Raw genomic sequence first — 19,430 nt, forward strand, 5'->3', positions numbered from 1 at the left:
GAGGGTGCGTGACCGGTTCGTAGTGGAACCAGTAGCTATGTCGTTCTCGTCTACCACGTGGGAGAAGTCCGCACACAGGACACTGGTACATGGTTCGGACAGCGCTGCGGAGTGCTGTCGCGGGCGGGCGGTTCACGGTTCGGTTGGCGCACGCGGGGCGTGCGGCACATGGAGGAGGCATCGGTGGCGGGCGAGTCCCCCGACAGGTCGAAGCAGCGCGAGTCGTCGGAAGAAACGACGTCGGGGAGCGGGGGCCCGGTTCCCGGGAAGCGGGATCCCCGACTGGCGGTGAGCCGCGAGGCCGAGTCCTCGGAGAGCCGCGGGACCGTCGACACGGCCACCCGTGTGCTGTCGGTGCGCGAGGAGACGCCCTCCGGCACGGGCGAGGAGTCCGGCCGCCTGCGCGAGGCGGTGGCCACGTGGGTCCGCTCGGCGGATCCGGACGAGTCCGGGACCGGGGACGGCACCGGGGGCGCCGCTGACGAGGCGTCGGACGCTTCCGAGCGGGAGGACGCCTCCGAGGCCGGTACGACCGCGAGCGCCACCGCCGCCGATGCCGAGGGCACCTCGGACCGGACGGCTGCCGCAGAGGACCGCGAGGACACCTCCGAGGCCGGTACGACCGCGAGCGCCACCGACGGCCAGGGCGAGCGCGAGACCGAGAACGAGCCGGAGCCCGGCCGCACGGACGACGCGAGCGGCAAGGCCGAGGACACCTCCGCACGGGCGGCCGACGCCACGAAGCCGAAGGGTGGGGCCGAGGACGCGGCGGACGGGTCCGAGGCGCCCCGCGCCGAGGACGAGCCCGGGAGCGCCGCCGGGACCGGCACGGACACGGACGCGGAGTCCACGGCCGTCGCCTCCCGCGATCAGGACGAGCCCGGGAGCGCCGGGACGGACGCCGCCGTGCCGAAGTCCGCCGTCTCCGCGCAGGACGCGCCCCGCGCCGGGAAGAAACCCGAGAACGCCGGGGCGGACCTGGACGCGCCCGAGGCCGTCGCCTCCGCGGGTGACGAGGACACCGGGAAGGCCGCGGGTGACGCGCCCCGCGGCCAGGACGGGTCCGAGGACACCGAGCAGGACGTGCCGGGCGCCGGTGCGGCCAAGGCCGCCGCCCTCGCGGGCTCGGGCGAGGGGGACTCCGAGGCGGGTTCGTCCGGGGGTGGTGACGGGAAGCCGGCCGCGAAGGCCCCGGGGGCGGTCGACGACGCCTCCGACGAGGACGGCGAGGACGACCGGCGCGGTGAGGACGGGCCCGGGGACGGGCCGGCGGCGGCTGACACCCCCAAGGCCGGTGCCGCGGGTGAGGACGGGCGGCCGAAGGCCGGGGGGCCCGTCGATCAGCCCACCGCCGTGTTCCGGACCGGGCGGCCCTCCGCGCCCGCCGTCGACCAGCCCACCACCATGCTCAAGCTGGGCGGCGCGGGCCGTGAGGCCGCCGCCGAGGCCGAGCGGACCAGCAAGTTCGTCGCGCTCAAGCGGGACGAGGACCTCGGCGGACGCAAGCCGCCCGCCTCCCCCGCCGCTCCCGCCGGGGCCACCTCCTCCCTCCCGCAGGTCGGCCCCGAGCGGACCACCCAGCAGCCGCTGCCGCCCCGGCCGCCGCTGGACCTGCTGGCCGAGCTGACCAACACCCCGCCGCCCCCGCAGACCCCGCTGCGGACGGCCGTGCGGCGGGTCAAGATCTGGGCGCCGCTGGTCGTACTCCTCGCGATCGTCTTTGCGATCGTGCAGGCCGTACGCCCGCTGCCGACTCCCACCCTGGCGCTCACCGCGGAGGACACCCACACCTTCGACGGCGACCCGGTGAAGCTGCCCTGGCCGGGCGAGGGCCAGGGCTGGATGAGCGGCGACGGCATCGGCACGATGGACCACTTCGGTGAGCAGAAGCCGGTCGCCATCGGCTCGGTCGCCAAGACCATGACGGCGTACATCATCCTGCGCGAGCACCCGCTGAAGCCCGGCGAGGAAGGCCCGAAGATCGAGGTCGACGCGAAGGCGGAGAAGGAGGGCGGCTACGACAAGGCCGGCGAGTCCACGCTCAACACGGTCAAGGCCGGTGACTTCCTCACCGAGAAGCAGGCGCTGTCGGCCGTCATGATCCCCTCCGCGAACAACATCGCGCGTCTGCTGGCGCGTTGGGACGCGGGCTCCGAGGAGGCGTTCGTCAAGAAGATGAACGACACCGCCAAGGAGCTCGGGATGACCGACACGACGTACACCGACCCCTCGGGGCTGAAGGAGACCACCGTCTCCACCGCCGAGGACCAGACGAAGCTCGGCATCGCGGCCATGAGGAACCCGGCCATGGTGGCCATCACCAGCGCGGCCAGCTGGACGGACCCGAGCGGGCAGTACTGGAGCAACTACAACGAGCTGCCCTTCACCATGGGCGCGATCGGCATCAAGACCGGCTCCACCACCAAGGCCGGCGGCAACCTGCTCTTCGCCGCCCGCAAGGAGGTGGGCGGTCGGGCGGTCATCGTCGTCGGCGCGATCCTCGGCCAGCACAAGGGCCCGTCGATCCTGGATACGGTCAACGACGTCAGCAAGCCCGCGCTGCGCGCCGCCCAGGAGGCGCTGACCTCGACGGAGATCCTGAAGAAGGGCACCGTCGTCGGGTACGCGGACGACGGTCTCGGCGGCCGTACTCCCGTCGCCGTCACCGAGGACGTCAAGGCGGTCGGCTGGGCGGGCCTCAAGGTGAAGCTGACGTTCGCCGGGGACGACCTGCCGCACACCGCGAAGGCCGGCACGAAGGTGGGCACGCTCACCGTCGGCGACGGATCGAGCGGTGCCGTCAAGGTGCCGGTCGCCCTGCAGGAAGACCTCGTGGAGCCCGGCTTCATGACCAAGCTGACGCGTCTCTCCTGACCCGGGGACGTACGAGCCGGAGGGCCGTCGCCCACCCGGGCGACGGCCCTCCGGCTGCGTGCTAGCGTCACGAAACGGGCAGGGAACAGGCAAGGAACGGGACACGGGGAGTGCCTTCAGGTGGCCACAGCGGAGCCGACACGCGCCGACGACGCCGATCCGGACCCGGAATCCGGCCCGCGAATACCGCCGACCGGGACACAGCGGACACCCGAGGGCACTGACGGCGCCCCAGGCACCCCCGGCACCTCCGGTACCCCCGGCGCGTTCATGACCGCCGTCCTCGCCGTGCGCGCCCGCATGCTGCGGCACCCGGTGCTCTCCGTCACCGCTCTCGCCGGCCTGCTGCACGTCGTCTGGTTCTTCACGTTCGCCAACAGCGGCGGCGACCTCGCCGCGCAGGACGCGTGGGCCGAGTTCGTCGGCCGGCACCCGGACTCGGCGTACAACCTCGCCTGGTACGGCGGGATGCACCCGGTGTCGTACAGCGTGGTGTCGCCGTATCTGATGTCGGTCCTCGGGGTGCGGACCACGATGATGATCGCGGGCACCGTGTCGGCGGGGCTGCTGACGCTGGTGCTGATGCGCGGCCGGGTCGTGCGCAACCCCCTGTGGGCGGCGCTCGCCGGGGTGTTCGCGCTGCTGTGCAACGCGGCCTCGGGGCGGGTGACGTACGGGCTCGGCACGATGTTCGCGCTCGGCGCGGTCGCCGTCGTCTTCTGCTGGCCGTACCGCTGGCGCTACAAGCGGTGGGCGAAGGCCCTGTGCGCGGCCCCGCTGGCGGCGCTGGCCACCATGGCCTCGCCGGTCGCCGGGCTGTTCGTGGGCCTGGTGGCGGTGGCGCTGTTCCTGCAGAAGCGGCGGCCGGGGGCGTGGGCGCTGGGTCTCGCGCCGAGTGCGGTGGTGGCGGTGTCGGCGTGGCTGTTCCCGTTCTCGGGGACCCAGCCGATGGGCATCGGCTCGGTGATCCTGCCGCTGCTGTACTCGGTCCTGGTGTACGTCCTGGTCCCCGCGGAGTGGAGGACCGTACGGATCACGGCCGCGGTGTACGGGCTGGGGATCGTGCTGGTCTGGCTGGTCAGCTCGCAGATCGGGTCGAACATGACCCGGCTGGCGATGCTGTTCGGCGGGGTGGTGCTGGTGGCGGCGCTGCCGTTCGCGGTGCCGAAGTCCCGCAAGTGGTACGCGATCGTCGTCGCGATCACCGGCTTCACCGGCTGGATCGGTTTCAAGTCGGTCGACGACGTGGTGCACACCACGCCGCGCGCGTCCTGGGCGCGCGAGCTGGCGCCGCTGGTGAACGAGCTCCAGGAGGCCGGTGCCGGACGGGGCCGGGTGGAGGTCGTCCCGGCCCGCTCGCACCGTGAGGCGTCCGCCCTCGCCCCGTACGTCAATCTGGCCCGGGGCTGGAACCGGCAGGCCGACATGAAGCGCAACCCGCTCTTCTACGACGACACCCTCAACTCGGCGAACTACCGCGAGTGGCTGAAGCGCTGGGGCGTGCACTTCGTGGTGCTGTCGAAGGACGAGCCGGACGGTGACGGCGGTCAGCGGGAGCGGGAGCTGGTGCAGCGCGGGCTGCCGTACCTGAAGCAGATCTGGGGCGACGCGAACTGGCAGCTCTTCACGGTGGACGAGCCGACGCCGCTGGCGGAGCCGAACACGGTCGTGGAGCGGGCCGAGCAGGGTGAGTGGACGCTGCGGGTGGAGAGGGCGGGCCGGATCCTGATCCGGGTCCCGTACTCGCCGTGGCTGGGCCTCGTCGACGCCGAGGGCGAGGCGCTGGACCCTCCGCGGGAGACGGAGGAGTCCGAGGACCGCCCGGAGGGCGAGCCGAAGACGTACGAGAACGTCCACGGCTGCCTGATGGAGACGGAGGAGGACGAGAACGGCGACACGTGGACGACGCTGCTCGCGCCTCGGCCGGGGACGTACCACCTGGCGGCTCCGTACAAGTGGGGGGAGCGGGGTACGCCCTGCCCGGACGAGCTGCGCTGACACCGGAGTCCCCGCCCCTCCGACCCCGTTCATGACTGTGAACAAAGGTCAGCTAGCCGAACATTTTTACTCGCTCTTGACCCGACGGTTTCTTGTCGTGCTCTCGCCATGCCGCCCACGATGAGCGGGCACTTCGCGACCTTCCTCGTCCCTACCCCGCTCAGGCGAAGTGCCGATCAGCTGAGTGGAGTTCACAAGGCGGACCCTGGAAGGGGGGACATGAACAGTCTCGACTGGGCGGTGCTCATCGGCTACTTCGCCGTGATGGTCGGCATCGGCGTCTGGTCCCACAAGCGCGTGGACAACGTCAGCGACTTCTTCACGGCCGGCGGCAAGATGCCCTGGTGGCTCTCCGGCATCTCCCACCACATGTCGGGGTACAGCGCGGTGATGTTCACCGGCTACGCCGGCATCGCCTACACCTACGGCGTCACGTCCTTCGTCACCTGGTCGTTCCCCATCGCCTTCGGCATCGCCATCGGGTCGAAGCTGTTCGCCCCGCGGATCAACCGGCTGCGCTCCCGGCTCCACGTGGCCTCCCCGCTGGAGTACCTGAAGAACCGCTACGACCTGAAGACGCAGCAGGCGCTGGCCTGGTCCGGCATGCTGCTGAAGATCGTGGACGTGGGCGCGAAGTGGGCGGCCATCGCCACCCTGCTGTCGGTGTTCACCGGCGTCTCGCTCAACCAGGGCATCCTCATCACCGGCGTCGTCACGGCGGTCTACTGCACCATCGGCGGCCTGTGGGCGGACGCGCTGACCGAACTCGGCCAGTTCATCATCCAGCTCCTCGCCGGCATCGCGATGTTCGTCGCGGTGGTGGCCGAACTCGGCGACCACGGCGGCTTCTTCGGGGCGTGGGACGAGCCCGAGCTCCAGGGACACGGGGAGCCGCTGGTCGGACCGTACGGCACGATCTTCCTGCTGGCGTTCCTGTTCATCAAGCTGTTCGAGTACAACGGCGGCATGCTCAACCAGGCCCAGCGCTACATGGCCACCCCCAACGCCCGCGAGGCGGAGCGCTCGGCGCGGCTGTCGGCGGTGCTGTGGCTGGTCTGGCCGGTGATCCTGTTCTTCCCGATGTGGATGTCACCGCTGCTGGTGGAGTCCCGGAAGCCGGACGGCTCCGACTCCTACGCCCTGATGACCGAACAGCTGCTGCCGCACGGTCTGCTGGGCCTGGTCATCGTCGGCTTCTTCTCCCACACGATGGCCATGTGCTCCTCCGACGCCAACGCCATCGCGGCCGTCTTCACCCGTGACGTGGCGCCGGTGCTGTCGGAGAAGGCCCGGCTGTGGGGCGACCGGTCGGGGCTGATCGCGGCCCGGGTCACCACGGTGGTCTTCCTCGGCCTGTCCATGGCGGTCGCGACGCAGGTCAACTCGCCGGCCTTCAAGGACATCATCACAGTCGTCATCAAGTGGGTGGCCGGGCTGATGGGCCCGATCGCCATCCCGATGATGCTGGGCCTGCTGCGGCCGTTCCGCCGCTCCGGTCCGACGGCGGCGCTCACCAGCTGGGCGCTGGGCCTGCTGGCGTTCTGGCTGGTGAACTACCCGATCCACTGGGCCGTCGACGGCGGGGTGCCGCTGGAGTACCAGGTGTCGATTCCGCTGGCGGTCTCGCTGGTCCTGTACGTCCTGATCGGCTACGTGAAGCCGGAGGACACTCCGGAGCGGCTGGCGATCATCGAGCGTGTCAACACGGACGACGACTCGGCGGCGGCCGCGGTGCCGTCTCCCGCGCCGGTGCGGGATCAGGCGTAGTTTCCCGCCCCCGCCGCCCCTTCCCGTCCCGAACCTGGGGCTCCGCCCCAGACCCCGCTCCTCAAACGCCGGAGAGGCTGAAATTTAGCCTCTCCGGCGTTTGAGGAGCGGGGGTTCGGGGGCAGCGCCCCCGGGATGGGACGGGTAAGGGCGGCGGGAGCGGGAAAGCCCGGGCTCACGCCCCCCGCGGGTACCGTGCCAGCCACGCCGCCGACGAGCCCGCCGGCCCGTGCAGCGCGGCGCCCTGCGTCATCTCCATCGCGAAGTCGTCGGCGAGTTCCAGGATCGTGGGACGGCCCTCCAGCTCGGCCAGCCAGGCCGGCGGGAGGGCCGTCTCGCCGTGCAGCGCCCCGAGCAGCCCGCCGGTCAGCGCCCCGGCGGCGGCACTGGGCCCGTCGTGGTTCACGGCCAGGCACAGCCCCTGCCGTACGTCCTCCCCCACCAGCGCGCAGTACACCGCGGCGGCCAGCAGCCCCTCGGCGGTGGCGTTCCCGACCAGCTCCGTGACCCGCTGCGAGGTGGGTATCCCCTGCCGGACCGCACCCAGCGCGTGCTGGAGCGCGTCCGACACCGGCTGGTGCCCCGGCCGCGCGGCCAGCAGCGCGAGCGCCCGCTGCACCGCCGTGTCCAGGCTCTCGCCCCGGGCCAGCGCGTGCACGATCACGGCGTACGCGCCCGCCGCGAGGCAGGCGACCGGGTGGCCGTGGGTCTGCGCCGCGCACTCCACGGCGAGCTGGGCGACGAGCTGCGGCTCCCAGCCGACGAGCAGCCCGAACGGCGCCGACCGGGCCGCCGCCTCGGGCCCCGCCTCACCGGGGTTCTTGGGCGCCGCCGGCGTCCCCATGGTCTCGTCGCCGAGCCCGAGCAGCAGCGTGCGGACGGGCTCCCGGCGGGCGTACAGCCACTCCTCGCGCGCCAGCCAGCCGTCGTCCTCGCGCCGCTCGTCCGGGCCCCAGTCCCGCTGGGTGGTGGCCCAGCGCAGATACGCCCGGTGCAGATCGGTCGGCGGGTGCCAGACGCCGGTGTCGCGCCGCACCTGGGCGCGGATCAGGCCGTCCACGGAGAAGAGGGTGAGCTGGGTGTGGTGGGTGACGGCACCGCGCCGGCCGTGGGCGGGGGCGAGCTCGGTGAGACCCTTCGCGCCGTGCGCCTGCCGTATCCCGTCGGCCGTCATCCCGTCCACGGGCGCGCCCAGCGCGTCCCCGAGGGCGACCCCGAGCAGCGTCCCGCGCACCCGGCTGCGGAAGTCCTGCTGCTCGCGCCGCCCCCACACGGGCCCGGCAGTACCGCCCACCAAGTCCTCCCGGGGCACCGTCCGTACGTACGACGCCCAGCACTGTAATCGAACGGGGACGGCCGGTTCAGGGGGCGGATCGGTACGCGGGGTGTGAGGCGTGTGAAGCGAGTGACCGGAAGGGGGCGAACAGGACCCGGCGGCACGCCCGCCGGTACAGAACGCGTTCCCTCGCCCGTGTCCCGGCCGGCCCCATTCCGACCCGGCTTCCCCGGGTACGGGCTGCCGTACGGGGAAAGAAACCGCCATGCCCACCACAACCTCACGCGGCGCGTTACAGCTCACCGCCACCCTCCTCACCGCCTCCGTCGCCCTCTACATGGCGCTGGTCGCCTTCGGGAACATCACGGACTTCGGGACGAACCAGGACTTCGTACGGCATGTCCTCGCGATGGACACCACGTTCAAGGACGAGGACCTGATGTGGCGCGCGATCACGAACGAGGGCGTGCAGGACGCCGCGTACGTCGCGATCATCGTCTGGGAGACGGCCGCCGCGCTGGTCCTGGTGTACGGCACCTGGCTCTGGACCCGCCCCGACCACGCGCACGCCCGCCGCGTCTCCACCTACGGCCTGCTGATGGTCATGCTCCTGTTCGGCGCCGGTTTCATGGCGATCGGCGGCGAGTGGTTCGCGATGTGGCAGTCGGAGGACTGGAACGGCCTGGACGCGGCGCTGCGGGTGTTCGTCCTCAGCGGGGTGGTGCTGCTGGTCAACCACCTGCCGGTGACGCACACCGAAAGGCACGACGCCCGCTGAGGGGCCGCAGTACCTTCACCCCGTGCCCCTTCCCATGAGCGCCTTCTCCGCGGAGGCGGCTCGCGCGGCCCTCCTGCGCGTGATCCCCTCGGCCTTCCCGTGGGTCCGTCATCTGTCGGCAGCCGAGCGGGAGGAGTTCGCGGCCGAACTCCTCGGAGCCATGGACGATGCGCCCGGCCGGGATCCCCACGCCGATATCCATCGAGTCGTCGTCGAGTGGCGCGCGACAGCGCGCGTCCTCGCCGAGTTCGAGAAATGACCGACCACCACACTTATGGCATTTGCGATGCCATAATGGGGCCATGGCTGACGACGACACCGAATTCCCTCCCGGCGACGGCCCCAGCAGCGGCATCTCCATCACCCTCGCCGCCGGCACCCTGCAGGCGATCCGTGAGCGGGTCGGCAAGCGGGGCGTCTCGGCGTACCTGGAGAGGGCGGCTCAGCGGCAGATCGAGCGGGATCGGCTGGACGAGTTGATCGCCTCCTTCGAGGAGGTCCACGGGCCCGCGGACCCGGGCGCCGTGGCGGCCAAGCGTGCCCGGCTCACCGGGGAGGGCTCCGGCGCGGGGGCCGCCGCGTGAGCGGCGCCCTCGTCCTGGACAGTGAAGGGCTGGCCAAGGCCGTACAGCGGGACCGTGAGGTGCACGAGTGGCTGACGGCCGCCCGGGAGGCGGATCTGCCGGTGATCACCTCGGCGTCGGTCCTGGTCGAGGTGATCCATCCGAGGATCAACGATGCCGCGCTGCGATGGACGCTCTCGCGGCTGCGCGTGGAGCCGGTCACCCAGGCACTCGCGCAGTCCGCTGCCGCCCTGCTGCGTGCCGCCGGACTGCACGGCCACAAGTACGCCATCGACGCCATGCTCTGCGCGACCGCCCTGCACCACCCGGGCAGGGTGACCGTCCTGACGTCCGACGTGGAGGACATCGGCCTGCTCACCGCCGCGCATCCGCGCGTGGTGGCCGAGAAGGTCTGAGTCCGCCCCGGCTACTCGACGACCCGGACCGTCGTGCCCGCCGCGCCGAAGGTCCACAGGGCCTTGCCGTCGGGCTTGGCGATGCGGATGCCGCCCGTCTGCGCGCCCGGTTCGGCGGGTGGGGGCGAGGAGCCGTCGACCGCGTTGGAGAAGGCGATGAAGACACCGGACTTCTGGGCGAAGTACATGATGTGCTCGACCGGGACACCGTCGCTGCCGGTGGTGGCCGGGGTGCGCTCGCCGATCGTGTACGTGCCGGGGTCCGGGGCGACCGTGCCCGGCCAGACCGCGAAGGAGCGGCGGGGGGTGTCGCTGGCGTCGACCAGCCAGACCCGCTTCTGGTCGAGGGAGTAGACGATCCGGCGGCCGGTGCCCGAACCGTCCGGTACCGCCACCGGCTTCTTCTCCTCCGGCTCGGCGGACGGTTTCGCGTCCGCCGTCGCCGACGCGCTGGGCCGGGTCGTGGCGGCGACGGGCTTCGTGCCCTGGTCCGCCTGGATGGCCAGGACCACCACCGCGGCGATCGCCCCCGTGGTCAGCCCGGTCACCCAGGCCCACGAGGGAAGTCGGGCAGGCACCGGTACGCATCTCCTCAGCTACGGGTCCCGATCGAAGGCCACCGGCTCCGGTCCGGAGGCCGCGGGTCCCGATCGAACGCGGGTCGGATCATCCTACTGCCAGGATCCGCGCTTCCCCGGCCCGTCTCAGTCCAGTACCGGCAGCGGCTCCGGTCAGTCCAGTACCGGCAGCAGCTCCGGAAGGTGTCCGTCGGAGGCCTCCGCCGCACGACGGCGCTCCTCGGGCACCTCGCCGTACAGGGTCGTCCGGGGCTTCGCCGGACGGCCGGCGGCCTCCGCGACCGCGATCAGGTCCTTGACCGACTTGTAGGAGCCGTAGGAGGAGCCCGCCATCCGGGAGATGGTCTCTTCCATCAGGGTTCCGCCGAGGTCGTTCGCACCGGAGCGCAGCATCTCCGCCGCCCCCTCCGTGCCCAGTTTCACCCAGCTCGTCTGGATGTTGGGGATGTGCGGGTGGAGCAGGAGACGGGCCATCGCCGTGACCGCGCGGTTGTCGCGGACCGTCGGTCCGGGGCGGGCGATTCCCGCCAGGTAGACGGGGGCGTTGGTGTGCACGAAGGGAAGGGTCACGAACTCCGTGAAACCGCCGGTCCGTTGCTGGATGCCGGCCAGGGTGCGCAGGTGGCCCAGCCAGTGGCGGGGCTGGTCGACATGGCCGTACATCATCGTCGAGGAGGAACGGATGCCCAGCTCGTGGGCGGTGGTGACCACCTCGGTCCAGGTGGCCGCCGGGAGTTTGCCCTTGGTCAGGATCCAGCGGACCTCGTCGTCGAGGATCTCGGCCGCCGTGCCGGGGATGGTGTCCAGGCCGGCTTCCTTCGCCGCCGTGAGCCACTCGCGGATCGACATGCCGGTGCGGGTCGCGCCGTTGACGACCTCCATCGGGGAGAAGGCGTGCACGTGCATGCCGGGGACGCGCTCCTTCACCGTCTTCGCGATGTCGAAGTACGCCGTGCCGGGCAGGTCGGGGTGGATGCCGCCCTGCATGCAGACCTCCACCGCGCCCACGTCCCACGCCTGCTGGGCACGGTCGGCGACCTGGTCCAGCGAGAGCGTGTAGGCGTCCGCGTCGGTACGGCGCTGCGCGAAGGCGCAGAAACGGCAGCCGGTGTAACAGACGTTGGTGAAGTTGATGTTGCGGGTGACGATGTACGTCACGTCGTCGCCGACCGCCGACCTACGGACGTCGTCCGCGACCCGGCACAGCGCGTCCAGCGCGGGCCCGTCGGCGTGCAGCAGCGCCAGCGCCTCCGCGTCGGTCAGCTTCGTCGGGTCGTCGGCGGCCGTGCGCAGGGCCTCGCGGACGTCGGTGTCGATGCGCTCGGGGACCATGCCGGGGGCGGCGGCCTCGCGCAGGGCGTCCCAGTCGCCGTACACCTCGTCGAAGTCGTCGCGGCGGTCGCCGGTACGGCCCTCGGTGTCGATGGTGCGGTGCAGGTCGGTGCGGCCGGACGCGGTGAACGCCTCGTCCGGCTCCTGCCACGGCAGCCCCCGGGGCAGCGCGTCCGGACGGGCGAGTCCCGTCTCCGGGTCGGCGAGCGCGGCCACGTGCGGACGCAGCCGCGGGTCCAGCCACGGCTCACCGCGCCGCACGAACTCCGGGTACACGCAGAGGCGTTCGCGCAGCTCGAAGCCGGCCGCCCGGGAGTGCTCGGCCAGTTCCTCGATCTGCGGCCAGGGGCGCTCGGGGTTGACGTGGTCGATGGTCAGCGGGGAGACCCCGCCCCAGTCGTCGATCCCGGCCGCGATCAGCCGCCCGTACTCGGCGTCGACCAGGTTCGGCGGCGCCTGGAGGCAGGCGGACGGGCCGAGGACCAGCCGGGCGACGGCGACCGTGGCGACCAGTTCGTCGAGTTCCGCGTCCGGCATGGAGCGCATCGCGGTGTCCGGCTTGGCGCGGAAGTTCTGGATGATCAGTTCCTGGATGCCGTGGTGGGCACGGGAGATCTTCCGCAGCGCGAACAGGGACTCCGCGCGCTCCTCGTACGTCTCGCCGATGCCGATGAGGATCCCGGAGGTGAAGGGGACCGAGGAGCGGCCCGCGTCCTCGAGGACCCGCAGCCGCACGGCCGGCTCCTTGTCCGGGGAGCCGTGGTGCGGGCCGCCGGGCTCGGACCACAGGCGGGTCGCCGTCGTCTCCAGCATCATGCCCATCGACGGCGCGACCGGCTTGAGGCGCTGGAAGTCGGTCCAGGTCATGACGCCCGGGTTGAGGTGCGGGAGGAGTCCCGTCTCCTCCAGGATCCGGATGGAGATCGCGCGCACGTACGCGATCGTGTCGTCGTAGCCGTGCGCGTCGAGCCACTCGCGCGCCTCGGGCCAGCGGTCCTCGGGCTTGTCGCCCAGGGTGATGAGGGCTTCCTTGCAGCCGAGCGCGGCGCCCTTGCGGGCGATGTCCAGCACCTCGTCCGGCGACATGAACATCCCGTGCCCGGCCCGGCGCAGCTTGCCGGGCACGGTGACGAACGTGCAGTAGTGGCACTTGTCCCGGCACAGCCGGGTCAGCGGTACGAAGACGCTCTTCGAGTACGTGATGACACCGGGCCGCCCCGCCGCCTGAAGCCCCGCGTCCCGCACCCGGGCGGCCGACGCGGACAGGTCCCGAAGGTGCTCTCCGCGCGCCTGGAGCAGGACCGCCGCCTCGGAGACGTCCAGGGAGACACCGTCCCGGGCGCGTCTGAGGGCGCGCCGCAGGGAGTTCTCGGTGGGGCCGCCGGTTCCGGTGGTCACGGAAGTCGTCATGCTGTGAGCATACGTTCGGCGTGATCAGGACCCCTGCCCGTCCGCGTCAGCGCCCTCCTCCTTCTCCGTCCACGAACGGCTGGAACGCGTCCAGCGCCCGCAGCACCCCCGCCTCCCCCTCCGGCGGGAGCTGCACCACGACCTCCTCGATGCCCAGCCCCGCGAAGTGCGCCAGCTTGCCCGCGCTGGGCAGGACGGCGTACGGCACGACCTGGAGGGCGCCGGGATCGCGGCCCGCGTCGGCCCAGGCGGTACGGAGCGCGGGCAGCGCCTCCGTCAGGCCCCGTCCGCCGATCGGCAGCCAGCCGTCGGCGTACTCGCAGATGTGCGCGAACAGCTTCGGCCCCGCCGCCCCGCCGACCAGCGTGCGCGGCCCGACCACCGGACCGCGCGGCTTCCGCACCGGCTTGGGGTGCGCGAAACTGGCCCGCACGCTCCCGAACTCCCCGTCGTACGCCGTCGGTTCCTCCGCCCACAACGCCCGCATCAGTCCCATCCGGTCCCGCACCAGCTCGCGCCGGGTCCGCCACTCCACCCCGTGGTCGGCGGCCTCCTCCACGTTCCAGCCGAAGCCGAGCCCGAGCGTGAACCGGCCCCCGGAGAGGTGGTCGAGGGTCGCGACCTGCTTGGCCAGGTCGATCGGGTCGTGCTGCGCGGCGAGCGTGATGCCGGTGCCGAGCCCCAGCCGCTCGGTGACGGCGGCGGCCTGACCGAGCGCGACGAAGGGGTCGAGGGTGCGTCCGTACTCGCGGGGCAGTTCCCCGCCCGCCGGGTACGGGCTGGTCCGCTCGACGGGGATGTGCGTGTGCTCCGGCAGATACAGCCCGGCGAACCCGCGCTGCTCCAGCTCCCGGGCGAGCCGGACCGGGGTGATCGTCTCGTCGGTGAGGAAGATCGTGACGGCGATGCGCATGAGCGGCCTTTCGTACGCGGACGACGCCCCCATCAATACCCGTGCACGCCCCGCCTGTCCATACCGACCGGTCGGAACCTCCTTGCGGCTCCCCTCCCCTCCGCTCAGTGGAAGGCCAGCCGGCCGATCCCCGCGACCGCCGTGACACCGCCGACGGCCAGGCCGGCCGGCCGGTGGCGGCGCAGCGCGAGACCGAGCAGCACGGCGGTGAGCAGCACGGCGGCCGTTCCGATCGCGCCTTTCAGAAGGCCGTGACCGAAGCCGAACTCGTTGATGTGCCGGATGATCCAGACGAACCAGGCGAACCTCATGGCCTGCTGTCGATTCCCTTCTCTTACACGGCAGTTCACCGATCACTACAAAGGTTGCACCGCACCGACCCCTGCACCACCCAAGCCCTGTCATCGGACGACACCGGGGAGCAGCAGCATGTGCGAGGAGCATCAGAGCGGGATCGGGCGGCGCGCCGTGTTCATGACGGGTGCCGCCGCCGCGCTTACGTGGGGAAGCGTGAGCTTCGCTTCCGCGGCGGACCGGGACGGCCGGGAGACGAGGACGGTGCGCGGCACCCTCCCGCCGGGCGCCCCCGACTTCGTGTACGTCCCCGTCGAGGTGCCCGAGGGCGTCCGCGAGATCAAGGTCGCCTACACCTACGACCGGCCCGCCGTGCCGGCCGGCACCACCGGCAACGCCCTCGACATCGGCATCTTCGACGAGCGCGGCACCGGCCTCGGCGGCCGGGGCTTCCGGGGCTGGTCGGGCGGGGCCCGCACGGAGTTCTTCCTCCGCGCCGACGACGCCACCCCCGGCTACCTCCCCGGCCCGGTGCGCGCGGGCACCTGGCACATCGCGCTGGGCCCCTACACCGTCGCCCCCCAGGGACTGTCGTACGAGATCACCGTGACGCTGACCTACGGGGAGCCCGGCGAGACCGTGCGGCCGGTGTACCCGCCGGAGCGGGCCGGAGGGCGGGGACGGGCCTGGTACCGGGGCGACTGCCACCTGCACTCCTGGTACTCCGACGGCCGCCGCACCCCCGACGAGATCGCCGCTCTGGCCCGCGCGGCCGGCCTTGACTTCATCAACAGCAGCGAGCACAACACGCACGCGGCGCACGCCCACTGGGCCGAGGCCGCGGGTGACGACCTGCTGGTGCTGCTGGGCGAGGAGGTCACCACGCGGAACGGCCACGTGGTGGCGATCGGCACGGACCCCGGCACGTTCGTCGACTGGCGCTACCGCGCCCGCGACAACCGCTTCGGCCGGTTCGCCCGGCGGATCCGCCGCGCCGGCGGCCTGGTCGTCCCCGCCCATCCGCACGCCACCTGCATCGGCTGCAACTGGAAGTTCGGCTTCGGCGAGGCGGACGCCGTGGAGGTGTGGAACGGCCCGTACACCCCCGACGACGAGGTGGCGCTGGCCGACTGGGACGGCATGCTGGTGGCGTCCGTGCGGGACGGGCGGGACGGGCGCGACTGGATCCCGGCGATGGGCAGCAGCGACGCCCACCGCGACCCGGACGTCGTCGGCACCCCGCAGACCGTGGTCCTCGCCGACGACCTGACCCGGGAGGCCGTCCTGGACGGCCTCCGCGCGGGGCGCTCGTACGTCGCCGAGTCCGGCAAGGTGTCCCTCGGCTTCACCGCCTCCGGCGGGCGCGGCGGACACGCGGGCATCGGCGAGCGTCTGCGGGTGGACGGGGACACCCCGGTCACCGTCCGCCTGGAGGTCACCGGCGCCCCGCGCTGCACCGTCCGGTTCGTGACCGACCAGGGCGTGCTGCACACCGCGGGCCCGCTGCCGGTGTCCGGGGCGGGCGTGGTGGAGTGGCGGACCACACCGTCGTACGCCGCCTACGTACGCGCCGAACTGCGGCACGAGACGGCCGCCGGACCGCTGCCCGGCGCCCTGGCCGGATTCACCAACCCGATCTTCCTCGGCCCCCGGTAGGCTCACCGCACGATGACTCCCGGGACCTCACACGCCGAACGCAAGTACCGGAGCGCCACCGCCTTCCAGCGCCGGATCAATCCCGTCCTGCGCCGGCTGCCGCTCCAGACCCTCCTGGAGACCACGGGCCGCGTCTCCGGCCTGCCCCGCCGGACCCCGGTGGGCGGGCGCCGGACGGGCGGCTCGTTCTGGCTGGTGTCGGAGTTCGGCGAACGGTCGCAGTACGTCCGCAACATCCAGGCGGATCCCCGGGTACGGGTGCGTATCCGGGGCCGCTGGCACACCGGCACCGCCCATCTCCTGCCCGACGACGACCCCGTGGCCCGGCTGCGCACCCTGCCCCGCCTCAACAGCGCCGCCGTGCGGGCCTTCGGGGCGGGGCTGCTGACGGTGCGGGTGGATCTGGACGACTGAGGACGGAGTGTGCGGGCCTTGTGACGGCCCGCCGCTCCGCGTGTGATCGCCGTCTCGCACGGCTGACGCATCTGCCATGAACGAGGCAAACTGGCGTAGTTGTTCAGGACGCATAGGGGGACTGCATGGACAGTGTGCCGCGAGGACCGGAGCAGCGGCGTTCCGGCTCCTCGACGGAGCCCGGTTCGCTGCGCTTCGGCGTGCTCGGCCCGGTACGCGCCTGGCGCGACGGCGAGCCCGTCGCCACCGGCAGCCCCCAGCAACGTGCCCTGCTCGCCGCCCTGTTGCTGCGCGAGGGCCGTACGGCCACGGCGGCCGAGCTCATCGACGCCCTGTGGGGCGAGGAACCCCCGTCCCAGGCGCTGGCGGCGGTGCGCACCTACGCCTCCCGGCTGCGGAAGGTGCTGGACCCCGGGGTGCTGGTCAGCGAGTCCGGCGGCTACGCGGTGCGCGGGCTCGACGAGGGCGCGCTGGACCTCGCGGCGGCACAGGAACTGGCGGCGGAGGCGGAGAAGGCACGGAACACCGGGGACCTGTGCCACGCGCGGGACGTACTGAACCGGGCCCTGTCCCTGTGGGACGGCGAGACGCTGGCCGGGGTGCCGGGCCCGTACGCCGAGGCCCAGCGGGTCCGCCTGGAGGAATGGCGGCTCCAACTCCTCGAATCCCGCCTGGACATGGACCTGGAACAGGGCTGCCACGCGGAGGCCGTCTCGGAGCTGACGGCCCTGACGGCGGCACACCCGCTGCGGGAGCGGCTGCGCGAGCTGCTGATGCTGGCGCTCTACCGCAGCGGCCGCCAGGCGGAGGCCCTCGCGGTGTACGCGGACACCCGCCGCCTCCTCGCCGACGAGCTGGGCGTGGACCCGCGCCCGGATCTGCAGGACCTCCAGCAGCGCATCCTCCAGGCCGACCCGGGCCTCGCGGAACCCTCCGCCCCCATGACGGAACCGGTGGCGGTCCCCGTCCGCCCGGCCCAGCTCCCGGCGACGGTGCCGGACTTCACGGGACGCGCGTCCTTCGTGCGGGAGCTGAGCGAGGTCCTCGCGGCGGCGTCCGGCGACGAGGGCCGGGTGATGGCCGTGTCGGCGCTGGCCGGCATCGGCGGTGTCGGCAAGACGACGCTGGCGGTGCACGTGGCGCACGAGGCGCGGCCGGCCTTTCCCGACGGTCAGCTCTACGTCGACCTCCAGGGCGCCGGCGCCCGGTCGGCGGAACCGGAGACGGTCCTGGGCGCCTTCCTGCGCGCCCTCGGCACGGCGGACTCGGCGATCCCGGACTCGCTGGAGGAGCGGGCGGCGCTGTACCGCTCGGTCCTGGACGGCCGCAAGGTCCTGGTGCTGCTGGACAACGCGCGGGACGCGGCACAGGTCAGACCCCTGCTCCCCGGCACGGCGGGCTGCGCGGCGCTGGTGACGTCGCGGGTGCGGATGGTGGACCTGGCCGGGGCGCACCTGGTCGACCTGGACGTGATGTCCCCGGAGGAGGCACTGGCGCTCTTCACGAAGATCGTGGGCGAGGAGCGGGTGGGGTCGGAGCGCGAGGCGGCCCTGGACGTGGTGGCGGCGTGCGGCTTCCTGCCGCTGGCGATCAGGATCGCGGCGTCGCGGCTGGCGGCGAGGAGGACGTGGACGGTCTCGGTCCTGGCGGCGAAGCTCGCCGACGAACGCCGCCGCCTCGACGAACTCCAGGCGGGCGACCTGGCGGTCAAGGCGACCTTCGAGCTGGGGTACGGCCAGTTGGAGCCCGCCCAGGCGCGGGCATTCCGGCTGCTGGGCCTGGCGGACGGCCCCGACATCTCGCTGGCGGCGGCAGCGGCGGTCCTGGACCTGCCGGCGGAGGACACGGAGGACCTGCTGGAGTCCCTCGTGGACACGTCCCTGCTGGAGTCGGCGGCGCCGGGGCGGTACCGGTTCCACGATCTGGTGCGGCTCTACGCGCGTGCTTGTGCGGAGAGGGACGAGCAGCCGCCTAGCGAACGGGGGGCGGCGTTGTCCCGCCTTCTGGACTTTTACCTGGCCACGGCAGTGGGGGTGTACGCCATCGAACGACCAGGAGACCGGTTGGTGGACGGACTGGAGCCAACGGAGCATCCTGGTCTGGTCTTCACCGACGGCTCGGCAGCACTGGACTGGCTGTACACCGAGGCCTCCCCGCTGTTGGCCACCGTCCGGCAGGCCGCCGGGACGGACCGACTGCGTCGGGGAGTGGACCTGTTGTGGGCGGCGAAGGACTTGACCGAGTCCGGAGCCAACTCCCACCAGTACGAGATGACGGCCCGTGCCATGTGCGATGCCACTCATGCCGCGGGCGACGCGCGCGCCGCAGGAAGGGCGCGGACGGTTCTCACCGATGTACTTCTGGTGTCCGGCCGCATTCAACAGGCGGAGGAAGAAGCTCGGATGGCCATGGAACTGGCTGACTCCGTGCAGGATGCCGCCGCTTCCAGTTGGGTGGCCAACAACCGGGGACTCATCTGCCTGCACCAGCACCGGTACTCAGCCGGGAAAGCCCTCTTCGACCAGGCCATCGAGGGGTTCCGGGCAACTGGCAACCGTGCGGGTGAGGCCTCCGCGTTGTCGAACCTGTCCCGTGCCCAGCTGGGGATGGGCAACATCACCGAGGCTGTCGAGATCGCCCGGCACGGCTTGGCCGTGTACCTGGAGATGGGGCGGACAATGCGACTCGCCAACGGTCATTTCGCAGTGGGCGTCGCTCTGGCCAAGGCCGGACGTCATAACGAAGCGCTCGACCAGTTCTCCGAAGCCGTGAGCATCTTCGCCGACCACAGACAGCGCCTTTGGGAAGGAGCGACGAACTTCCGCATCGCCGAGGTGCATCTGGCCGCTGAACGGCCATCACACGCTGCGCAGCATGCCGAGCAGGCACTTGCCCTGGGATGCATTGGCGGCGACCGGATGCGCGGCAACGTCCTGACTCTCCTCGGGCGAGCGCTGTCGGCCTTGGGACAGGCTGACCGGGCCAACGCCTGTTGGCGTGAAGCCGTGTCCCTTCTCGAGCAGAACAGTGCTCCCGAGGTCAGCGAGGTTCGCGCCCTCCTTACGCCAGTGACGTGACTATCCCGCATACACAGTGCCGTTCGGGCGTTCAGCGTTCGTTTATCTCCGTCCGGCATTCTCTTCCGTGTCACACCGTCGCGT

The 19,430-nt window shown here is 72.2% G+C and carries 15 protein-coding genes; 10 read left to right on the plus strand and 5 right to left on the minus strand.

Annotation, left to right across the window (positions count from 1 at the left end; all coding sequences use genetic code 11):
• Window positions 1-168 precede the first annotated feature (168 nt).
• From ACF1DX_RS19205 to ACF1DX_RS19215, 3 genes are all read left to right on the plus strand, one after another.
• Window positions 169-2,874, plus strand: a complete 2,706-nt coding sequence (locus ACF1DX_RS19205) for a D-alanyl-D-alanine carboxypeptidase (RefSeq protein ID WP_391792352.1) — start codon at window positions 169-171, stop codon at window positions 2,872-2,874.
• A gap of 120 nt (window positions 2,875-2,994) precedes the next feature.
• Entirely contained in the window at window positions 2,995-4,872 is a 1,878-nt protein-coding gene (locus ACF1DX_RS19210) for an MFS transporter (protein ID WP_391792353.1), read from the plus strand.
• Between the two features lie 219 nt (window positions 4,873-5,091).
• Entirely contained in the window at window positions 5,092-6,639 is a 1,548-nt protein-coding gene (locus tag ACF1DX_RS19215; protein ID WP_391792354.1) for a sodium:solute symporter family protein, read from the plus strand.
• A 175-nt stretch (window positions 6,640-6,814) separates the two neighbouring features.
• On the opposite strand, the gene ACF1DX_RS19220 is transcribed toward ACF1DX_RS19215, so the two are convergent.
• The gene (locus tag ACF1DX_RS19220; protein ID WP_391792355.1) at window positions 6,815-7,933 is read right to left on the minus strand and encodes an ADP-ribosylglycohydrolase family protein; all 1,119 of its coding nucleotides are present in this window, start codon (window positions 7,931-7,933) and stop codon (window positions 6,815-6,817) included.
• A gap of 247 nt (window positions 7,934-8,180) precedes the next feature.
• Here ACF1DX_RS19220 and ACF1DX_RS19225 point away from each other — a divergent pair, with 247 nt between their 5' ends.
• From ACF1DX_RS19225 to ACF1DX_RS19240, 4 genes are read left to right on the plus strand one after another with little or no spacing between them, the layout of a single operon-like run.
• Window positions 8,181-8,693, plus strand: coding sequence for a DUF2165 domain-containing protein (locus tag ACF1DX_RS19225; RefSeq protein ID WP_391792356.1), 513 nt, complete (start codon window positions 8,181-8,183; stop codon window positions 8,691-8,693).
• A gap of 22 nt (window positions 8,694-8,715) precedes the next feature.
• Window positions 8,716-8,952, plus strand: a complete 237-nt coding sequence (locus ACF1DX_RS19230) for a hypothetical protein (protein ID WP_391792357.1) — start codon at window positions 8,716-8,718, stop codon at window positions 8,950-8,952.
• Between the two features lie 43 nt (window positions 8,953-8,995).
• Complete coding sequence (locus ACF1DX_RS19235; RefSeq protein ID WP_391792358.1) at window positions 8,996-9,277, plus strand: hypothetical protein; 282 nt, start codon at window positions 8,996-8,998, stop codon at window positions 9,275-9,277.
• Window positions 9,274-9,672 (plus strand): PIN domain-containing protein, encoded by a 399-nt coding sequence (locus tag ACF1DX_RS19240; protein WP_391792359.1) that lies wholly within the window; start codon window positions 9,274-9,276, stop codon window positions 9,670-9,672. The genes ACF1DX_RS19235 and ACF1DX_RS19240 overlap by 4 nt, the downstream gene beginning before the upstream one ends.
• A gap of 11 nt (window positions 9,673-9,683) precedes the next feature.
• On the opposite strand, the gene ACF1DX_RS19245 is transcribed toward ACF1DX_RS19240, so the two are convergent.
• The 4 genes from ACF1DX_RS19245 to ACF1DX_RS19260 all read right to left on the minus strand — a co-directional run bounded on the left by ACF1DX_RS19245 (window position 9,684) and on the right by ACF1DX_RS19260 (window position 14,216).
• On the minus strand, window positions 9,684-10,250 hold the full coding sequence (locus tag ACF1DX_RS19245; protein ID WP_391792360.1) for a hypothetical protein: 567 nt from the start codon (window positions 10,248-10,250) through the stop codon (window positions 9,684-9,686).
• Window positions 10,251-10,403: 153 nt separating this feature from the next.
• Window positions 10,404-12,992, minus strand: a complete 2,589-nt coding sequence (locus tag ACF1DX_RS19250; protein ID WP_391792361.1) for a bifunctional FO biosynthesis protein CofGH — start codon at window positions 12,990-12,992, stop codon at window positions 10,404-10,406.
• Window positions 12,993-13,038: 46 nt separating this feature from the next.
• Complete coding sequence (locus tag ACF1DX_RS19255) at window positions 13,039-13,905, minus strand: LLM class F420-dependent oxidoreductase (protein ID WP_391792362.1); 867 nt, start codon at window positions 13,903-13,905, stop codon at window positions 13,039-13,041.
• 104 nt (window positions 13,906-14,009) lie between these two features.
• Window positions 14,010-14,216, minus strand: coding sequence for a hypothetical protein (locus ACF1DX_RS19260; RefSeq protein ID WP_391792363.1), 207 nt, complete (start codon window positions 14,214-14,216; stop codon window positions 14,010-14,012).
• A 118-nt stretch (window positions 14,217-14,334) separates the two neighbouring features.
• On the opposite strand from ACF1DX_RS19260, the gene ACF1DX_RS19265 reads away from it, so the two are divergent.
• From ACF1DX_RS19265 to ACF1DX_RS19275, 3 genes are all read left to right on the plus strand, one after another.
• Window positions 14,335-15,855, plus strand: coding sequence for a CehA/McbA family metallohydrolase (locus ACF1DX_RS19265; protein ID WP_391792364.1), 1,521 nt, complete (start codon window positions 14,335-14,337; stop codon window positions 15,853-15,855).
• A 12-nt stretch (window positions 15,856-15,867) separates the two neighbouring features.
• The gene (locus ACF1DX_RS19270; protein ID WP_391792365.1) at window positions 15,868-16,269 is read left to right on the plus strand and encodes a nitroreductase/quinone reductase family protein; all 402 of its coding nucleotides are present in this window, start codon (window positions 15,868-15,870) and stop codon (window positions 16,267-16,269) included.
• A 125-nt stretch (window positions 16,270-16,394) separates the two neighbouring features.
• Entirely contained in the window at window positions 16,395-19,346 is a 2,952-nt protein-coding gene (locus tag ACF1DX_RS19275) for a BTAD domain-containing putative transcriptional regulator (protein ID WP_391792366.1), read from the plus strand.
• The last annotated feature ends 84 nt before the right edge of the window (window positions 19,347-19,430 follow it).

The organism is Streptomyces sp. NPDC014676, from assembly GCF_043084105.1.
Classification (GTDB): Bacteria; Actinomycetota; Actinomycetes; order Streptomycetales; family Streptomycetaceae; genus Streptomyces.

Excerpts from the sequence above, each read along its gene's own strand:
- ACF1DX_RS19205 (WP_391792352.1), top strand. The coding sequence starts at position 169 with ATGGAGGAGGCATCGGTGGCGGGCGAGTCCCCCGACAGGTCGAAGCAG.
- ACF1DX_RS19215 (WP_391792354.1), top strand. The coding sequence starts at position 5,092 with ATGAACAGTCTCGACTGGGCGGTGCTCATCGGCTACTTCGCCGTGATG.
- ACF1DX_RS19225 (WP_391792356.1), top strand. The coding sequence starts at position 8,181 with ATGCCCACCACAACCTCACGCGGCGCGTTACAGCTCACCGCCACCCTC.
- ACF1DX_RS19235 (WP_391792358.1), top strand. The coding sequence starts at position 8,996 with ATGGCTGACGACGACACCGAATTCCCTCCCGGCGACGGCCCCAGCAGC.
- ACF1DX_RS19250 (WP_391792361.1), bottom strand. The coding sequence starts at position 12,992 with ATGACGACTTCCGTGACCACCGGAACCGGCGGCCCCACCGAGAACTCC.
- ACF1DX_RS19255 (WP_391792362.1), bottom strand. The coding sequence starts at position 13,905 with ATGCGCATCGCCGTCACGATCTTCCTCACCGACGAGACGATCACCCCG.
- ACF1DX_RS19260 (WP_391792363.1), bottom strand. The coding sequence starts at position 14,216 with ATGAGGTTCGCCTGGTTCGTCTGGATCATCCGGCACATCAACGAGTTC.
- ACF1DX_RS19265 (WP_391792364.1), top strand. The coding sequence starts at position 14,335 with ATGTGCGAGGAGCATCAGAGCGGGATCGGGCGGCGCGCCGTGTTCATG.
- ACF1DX_RS19270 (WP_391792365.1), top strand. The coding sequence starts at position 15,868 with ATGACTCCCGGGACCTCACACGCCGAACGCAAGTACCGGAGCGCCACC.
- ACF1DX_RS19275 (WP_391792366.1), top strand. The coding sequence starts at position 16,395 with ATGGACAGTGTGCCGCGAGGACCGGAGCAGCGGCGTTCCGGCTCCTCG.